The following is a 5,952-nucleotide window of genomic DNA, read 5'->3' on the forward strand; positions in this document are numbered from 1 at the left end:
CACCGAACTCCACGACGCCTTCGTCTCCCTCGCCTGCAGCCTCATCTGCTGGAGACGCCTCAAGAAGGCCCGAACATGATCGTGTTACGAGCTCTTCACAGACGGTCCGTCCCCCTCCTGTACTGAAGGACGCGGGGAGCGATTTCGCCCGGCTCTCCCGCAGGATTCAGGAAGCCGGGCTCATGGCCGGGCGCCCCGGCTACTACGCACTGCGCATCACGGTCGTGACAGCCCTGTACGCCGCCGGGTGGACGGCCTTCGTCCTGGTCGGCGACAGCTGGTGGACGCTCCTGACAGCCGGCTTCCTCGCCTTCGTGTTCGGGCAGGTGGCGCTGCTCGCGCACGACCTCGCCCACCGGCAGGTCTTCCGGCTGCGCACGGCCAGCGAGGTGTCCGGGCGCATCGCCGGGAACCTCGGCATCGGCATGGGGTACGGCTGGTGGCAGGACAAACACACCCCTCACCACGCCAACCCCAACCACGAGGACCTCGACCCCGATCTCGACCCGGACATCCTCGTATGGACGCAGGAGCAGGCCCGCGAGGCCAGGGGACTGCCCCGACTGCTCGGCCGCTCGCAGGCATTGCTGTTCTTCCCCCTGCTCACGCTGGAGGGATTCAACCTGCACGTGTCCGCGGTGAGGTCGCTGCTCGACCGCTCACTCAAGCACCGTGTGTGGGAAGGCGCCCTGCTCACCGCGCACCTCGCCGCCTACCTCGGCGCACTGTTCCTAGTGCTTCCGCCCGGCAAGGCGGCCGCGTTCCTGCTCGTGCACCAGTGCCTCTTCGGCATCTACCTCGGCTCGATCTTCGCCCCGAACCACAAGGGCATGCCGATCCTGAGCGGCGCCGACCGGCCCGACTTCCTGAGGCGCCAGGTCCTGACCTCCCGCAACGTGCGCGGAGGCCGCCTCACCGATGTCGTTCTGGGCGGTCTCAACTACCAGATCGAGCACCACCTCTTCCCCAGCATGCCCAGCCCGCACCTGCGCAGGGCCCGGACCATCGTCCGCGGGTACTGCCAGGAGCTCGGGGTCGGCTACCTGGAGACCAGCCTGGTCGAGTCCTACCGGCAGACCCTCGCCAGCCTCCACGCGGCGGGAGCCCCCCTCAGAAAGCCGCGCACCGCCTGACGCCACGGCCTGTCACCGATGCGTTCCGGCACGGTCCTTGCATGGGTATGCGAAAGGCCCCCACGCCCTGGGGCTTGAGTTCTAGCGGTCCTCGCAACGCTCATGGGCCTGTCCAATAGACGGCTCGGGCCTTGACCCCCAATGCTGGACACACGAGACACTGGATCCTGAGGATCTGAGAACGGACATCTCGTGGTCATGAAGCACTATCCGCCGGAGTTCAAGGCGGACGCGGTCGCGCTCTACGAGTCGCGGCCCGAGGCGACGATCAGGTCGGTCGCCGCCGATCTGGGGATCAACCCGGAGACCCTGCGGAACTGGGTCCGGGCGGCCGGCGTGAGCCGGCCCCGGGGACGCCGAGTGGAGGTGTCGGCCGAGCCGCCCACGCCGCTGGAGGCGGAGAACGCCGCGCTGCGCAAGAAGGTCCGCGAGCTGGAGGAGGAACGCGAGATCCTGCGGAAGGCGGCGAAGTATTTCGCCGGGGAGACGCGCTGGTGAACCGCTTCCAGTCCGTTGCCGACCACCAGCGCCGCTTCGGCGTGAAGCGGCTCTGCAGCATCCTCAATATCGCCCGCTCGAGCTTCTACTACTGGCGCCGGACGGCCGCGGACCGGGCCGCCCGGCAGGCGGCCGACGCCCGCCTGGCAGCCCGGATACGGGCGGTGCACCTCGAGTCGGACGGCACCTACGGAGTCCCGAGGATCACCGCCGAGCTCCGGGAGACCAGTGGTGAGGCGGTCAACCACAAGCGGGTCGCCCGGATCATGCGGGCGTCCGGGATCCAAGGAATCCGGTTGCGCCGCCGGCACCGCACCACCGTCCCCGACCTTGCAGCCGCCAAGGCACCGGACCTGATCGGCCGCGACTTCACCGCCGGCGAGCCGAACACGAAGTACGTCGGCGACATCACCTACCTGCCCATCGACGGCGGGAAGTTCTGCTATCTGGCGACCGTCATCGACCTCGCCTCGCGCCGTCTGGCCGGATGGGCGATCGCCGACCACATGCGCGCGGACCTCGTGACCGACGCCCTGGCCGCGGCGATCCGCACCCGCGGCAGCCTCGCCGGATCGATCATGCACACCGATCACGGAGCCCAGTACACGAGCAGGGCCTTCGCCGAAACCTGCAGGTCAGCAGGGGTTAGGCAAAGCATGAGCGCGGTCGGGGCCAGCGCGGACAACGCCCTCGCCGAGTCCTTCAACGCGACCTTCAAACGCGAGATCCTGCAAGGCCGAAAGAGCTGGCCGGACGAGGGCGAGGCCCGACTCGACGCCTTCAGATGGCTCCACCGCCACAACACCCGCCGCCGACACTCCCGCCTCGGACAACGATCACCGATCGCCTTCGAGAACACCCTCCAACGCACACCAACTACGCTGGCGCAAGCCGCATAACCCGTGTCCAGGATTCGGGGTAAAGGCCCCAACTTCGGCAAGCACCGACGCTGCACCGAACGGACGGGAAGCGGCCGTCAAGTTCTTCCTCGCCCTGGCCGCCACCGTCATCACGGTCCGCTGCATGATCCGACGCGCCTGGGCGCTCTACCGCTGGAGCACCCGCCCTCGAAGCCCACGAGTCCGATGACCTACTGGCGGACACCCTTAGCGGGGGAGTAGGGCGCTTACGGTCTTGCCGCCGGCCCTGTGGCGGGTCACAGCGGTGACGCGGGCGAGGTGGTTGACCATGGGCCACCCGAAGCCTCCGGTGCCGCCGTTCAGGTCGGGGGTGCGCATGCGGGGGGCCTGGGGGTTGGGGTCGCCTATGGCCACTTCGATGCTGTCTCGGTGTGCGGTCAGGTCCAGGACGCAGGTGCCGCCGCCGTGCCGCAGGGCATTGGTGACGAGTTCTGAGACCACCAGGACCACGGTGTCGGCGGCCTCGGACGCGAGCGCCGGCATGAGCCCGTCGAGGAAGGACCGGGCCCTGTCACGTGCCCAGGCGATGGAACCCGCAGGGTGGTCGATCGCGATGTCGACGCTCATCGTTTCCATCGGATCCCCCTGGTCTGCGGATCACTCATGCCCGTTCCTCCCCGCCCGCCGCATCTGCCCCGAGAAGCGGCGATCAACCAGGTGCGACCGCCCTGCGCCCCGCCCGCGTCATTGCCCGAAGCTGATTACCTCACCGTCAGGCGCACGAAAATCTGTATTGGCCAGAGTAGACATTGGGCAGTGGCGTAGCTAAGGTTTCTTCCGTAGCCGAGAAGGACAGCAGGGCCTGGCAGAGACGAACTGCCGACAAGCAGTACCAGCAGTACAGGTAGTTGCAGTTCGCAGGACGGTGCGGCGGCGGAGTTTCGAAGCCAGGGTTGTTGCAGGACGGCGACGGGACTGGCGGCCGGACCGGGTGGCCCGCAGTGATCAGGGGCCGTCGCGCGGGACCGTGGTCATGGCATGTGCGGTACCCGTGAGTGCGCAGTTCACAGCAGTGAAGTAATGGAGCGGTACCCCTGGTGAAGGCGTCGGCTGCGGGCGCGCGCATCGGGAAGTTCGGCAGTGGGGTTCCAAGCCAGAGCAGACGCAGGACGGGCAACGGGGCTGGCTGCCGAAGAGTGGCGCTGTCACAGGTCACTGAGCAGTTCGCATCACCAGCAGTACCCGCAGTAGAGCAGTACCCCAGTGGTAGGTAGTTGATCACCGAGGGAAGAACGGAGGAACGAAGCACCATCAGGATCGCCCGGACGGAAGTCTTGAGTCCGGGTACCGCAGGACATCGTTAGTGAGGTGGTCTTCGGTCAAGCAACCGCGATCCCCGCAGCACCGGCAGCAGTCAGGTCGGGTGCGCGGACACAGAAGGCCGGCGCAGTATCAGGGCCGGCAGGTGCTGTAGTAGTTCCTTCGGGGCCCTGGTGCCAGTACGGCACCAGGGCCCCTCCACGCGTTCCAGAGAGGTGCAGATGACAGCAGATGACTCGTACGACCGACTCGACGACGACGACTATCCCGCCTACACGATGGGCAGGGCCGCCGACATGCTCGGCACCACCCCCGCCTTCCTGCGGGCCCTGGGTGAACACCGTCTGATTACCCCGCTGCGCTCAGAGGGTGGCCACCGTCGCTACTCCCGCTACCAGCTGCGGATCGCCGCCCGCGCCCGGGAACTCGTCGACCAGGGAACACCCGTCGAGGCCGCCTGCCGCATCATCGTCCTCGAGGACCAGCTCGAAGAGGCTCAGCGCATTAACGCCGAATACCGCCGCGCCGCCGAACCGGCAAAGCCGCCGTCCGCAGCCTGAGACCTGCGCGCCCGCCAGGCGCCGATCCCTCGCACAGGGCAAGGCGTGAGGCGGGAAGCGTTTTCTGTGGTGACAGTGGGTGCGGGCGTGTACCGTCCCTGTTAGCTGTCGTGGTTCGGATCTTCCCTTTGCCCATGCCTCCGGCGTGGGCTTTTTTGCTGTGCTGTGCCGCAGGAACCAGGGCGATCACCTCCGCCTCCCACAACAGTGTGGGCGGCGTTCATCGACTGGAAGGCATGAGACATGGCTACGGGAACTGTGAAGTGGTTCAACGCGGAGAAGGGCTTCGGCTTCATCGCCCAGGACGGCGGCGGCCCGGACGTCTTCGCCCACTACTCGGCAATCAACTCCTCGGGCTTCCGTGAGCTCCAGGAGGGCCAGATGGTGACGTTCGACGTCACCCAGGGCCAGAAGGGCCCCCAGGCGGAGAACATCACCCCGGCCTGACCCTCCCCGCCTCTGCCTGCGGGCACCGAGGTCGGCTCCGTTTCCCGACAGTCCGGTAGCGGGTGACCCGAACGACGGAAGCCAGGCCGGCGGCCCAGAGGCAACGGACACACACCGGACGAGGGCTGCGCGACTGCGCGCGGCCCTCATCCGTGGTGGTACACCGCCGTCTCCCGCGCGGTCGCCCCACAGAGCAGCAGGCCGGGTACCGCCGCCATGCAGAGATGCTTAGCCTGCCTGCTCGGTCGCTTGGACAGGGAAGCACACACCAGGACCAGAGGCTACAGAGGGTAGTCAGTAGGGTGCTCAGCGCGATACCGGGGCTGTCCTGCATCCGGCGTTCCTGAGTCTGCCGGACCCCAGGGGAATGCGGGATCGAGACATGATTTCAGCACTGCGGTCCGCGCGAAGAATGCGCGGTCAGCGACGCCGGCCGCCGCCGACGCGGCGGTCGTCGGCCAGTGCAGTAAGCGGGCCGAACTCGCAGGCGAGCTCGTTCCACGTCAGAACCTCGCCACAGCGGTCCGGGAACTCCTTCGGGTTGAACTCGGGCATGGTCCAGGTGCCAGTGCCCCGGTCCCGCAGCCACAGGTCCCCGTCACCGTCGACCACAGTCGGCGGGACCGGAACGGGCTCGGCCTGATCGACGGGCTCCCAGGTGACCCGGCCCGGATGGGAAACACGGCGCAGCTCGGTGGTGGCCAGCCGCGCGGCCAAGTCACGGACAGACTCTTCGGCGTCCTTGACCGACTCGAGTCGGAACGCGTCGTCAAGTACGGGCAGGGCTGGATTCTTGCTGCGCTTTGAACTCATACGCTGATTACCTCCGGTGGGGGGCGCCACATCCGTTATGGCACCCCATAGAGCAACACGGTATCCGAGACGGAAGCCCGGCGAGTCGGATGCAGGTTCGGGTCACAGGTTGAGTCATGTGGCCTGGAGGACCGGTCCGGTCATGACAGCCTCGGATTCGACGGGAGGCAGTCGGCCGAGTGCGACTGCCGGCGACGACTGTGGTAGGCCCGCTTTCATACGCGCTTCAGTGAGCCTCTTTCATCCTGTGCTGGAGGGTGAAATGGGCTGGTCAGCGGGTGTGGTGACGAGGCAGGGCCCCTGGTCGTTGGCGTGGTGATC

General features: G+C 67.4%; 6 protein-coding genes and 1 pseudogene. 5 read left to right on the forward strand and 2 right to left on the reverse strand.

The genetic code is table 11. The features are described 5' to 3' along the window. Positions 1-182 precede the first annotated feature (182 nt). From ACWGSR_RS37435 to ACWGSR_RS37445, 3 genes and pseudogenes are all read left to right on the forward strand, one after another. The gene (locus ACWGSR_RS37435) at positions 183-1,133 is read left to right on the forward strand and encodes a fatty acid desaturase family protein (RefSeq protein WP_453573878.1); all 951 of its coding nucleotides are present in this window, start codon (positions 183-185) and stop codon (positions 1,131-1,133) included. A gap of 192 nt (positions 1,134-1,325) precedes the next feature. Continuing rightward, positions 1,326-2,530, forward strand: a protein-coding gene (locus ACWGSR_RS37440; protein ID WP_453573881.1) for an IS3 family transposase whose coding sequence is annotated in 2 segments (ribosomal slippage) — positions 1,326-1,617 and positions 1,617-2,530 — 1,206 coding nt in all. Because the reading frame shifts where the segments join, the coding sequence is not laid out codon by codon here. A 30-nt stretch (positions 2,531-2,560) separates the two neighbouring features. Next, positions 2,561-2,720 (forward strand): annotated as a pseudogene (locus ACWGSR_RS37445) (IS5/IS1182 family transposase); the annotation flags it as partial. A 17-nt stretch (positions 2,721-2,737) separates the two neighbouring features. Here ACWGSR_RS37445 and ACWGSR_RS37450 read toward each other — a convergent pair. After that, the gene (locus ACWGSR_RS37450) at positions 2,738-3,127 is read right to left on the reverse strand and encodes an ATP-binding protein (protein WP_453573884.1); all 390 of its coding nucleotides are present in this window, start codon (positions 3,125-3,127) and stop codon (positions 2,738-2,740) included. A gap of 905 nt (positions 3,128-4,032) precedes the next feature. Between ACWGSR_RS37450 and ACWGSR_RS37455 the strand changes: the two genes are divergently transcribed. Next, the gene (locus ACWGSR_RS37455) at positions 4,033-4,371 is read left to right on the forward strand and encodes a MerR family transcriptional regulator (RefSeq protein ID WP_453573887.1); all 339 of its coding nucleotides are present in this window, start codon (positions 4,033-4,035) and stop codon (positions 4,369-4,371) included. Between the two features lie 243 nt (positions 4,372-4,614). Beyond that, positions 4,615-4,818, forward strand: coding sequence for a cold-shock protein (locus ACWGSR_RS37460; protein WP_043231285.1), 204 nt, complete (start codon positions 4,615-4,617; stop codon positions 4,816-4,818). Between the two features lie 420 nt (positions 4,819-5,238). On the opposite strand, the gene ACWGSR_RS37465 is transcribed toward ACWGSR_RS37460, so the two are convergent. Then, positions 5,239-5,631 (reverse strand): hypothetical protein, encoded by a 393-nt coding sequence (locus ACWGSR_RS37465; protein WP_453573890.1) that lies wholly within the window; start codon positions 5,629-5,631, stop codon positions 5,239-5,241. Between the last annotated feature and the right edge of the window lie 321 nt (positions 5,632-5,952).

The organism is Streptomyces sp. NPDC055632 (genome assembly GCF_053618675.1).

Excerpts from the sequence above, each read along its gene's own strand:
- ACWGSR_RS37435 (WP_453573878.1), top strand. The coding sequence starts at position 183 with ATGGCCGGGCGCCCCGGCTACTACGCACTGCGCATCACGGTCGTGACA.
- ACWGSR_RS37450 (WP_453573884.1), bottom strand. The coding sequence starts at position 3,127 with ATGGAAACGATGAGCGTCGACATCGCGATCGACCACCCTGCGGGTTCC.
- ACWGSR_RS37455 (WP_453573887.1), top strand. The coding sequence starts at position 4,033 with ATGACAGCAGATGACTCGTACGACCGACTCGACGACGACGACTATCCC.
- ACWGSR_RS37460 (WP_043231285.1), top strand. The coding sequence starts at position 4,615 with ATGGCTACGGGAACTGTGAAGTGGTTCAACGCGGAGAAGGGCTTCGGC.
- ACWGSR_RS37465 (WP_453573890.1), bottom strand. The coding sequence starts at position 5,631 with ATGAGTTCAAAGCGCAGCAAGAATCCAGCCCTGCCCGTACTTGACGAC.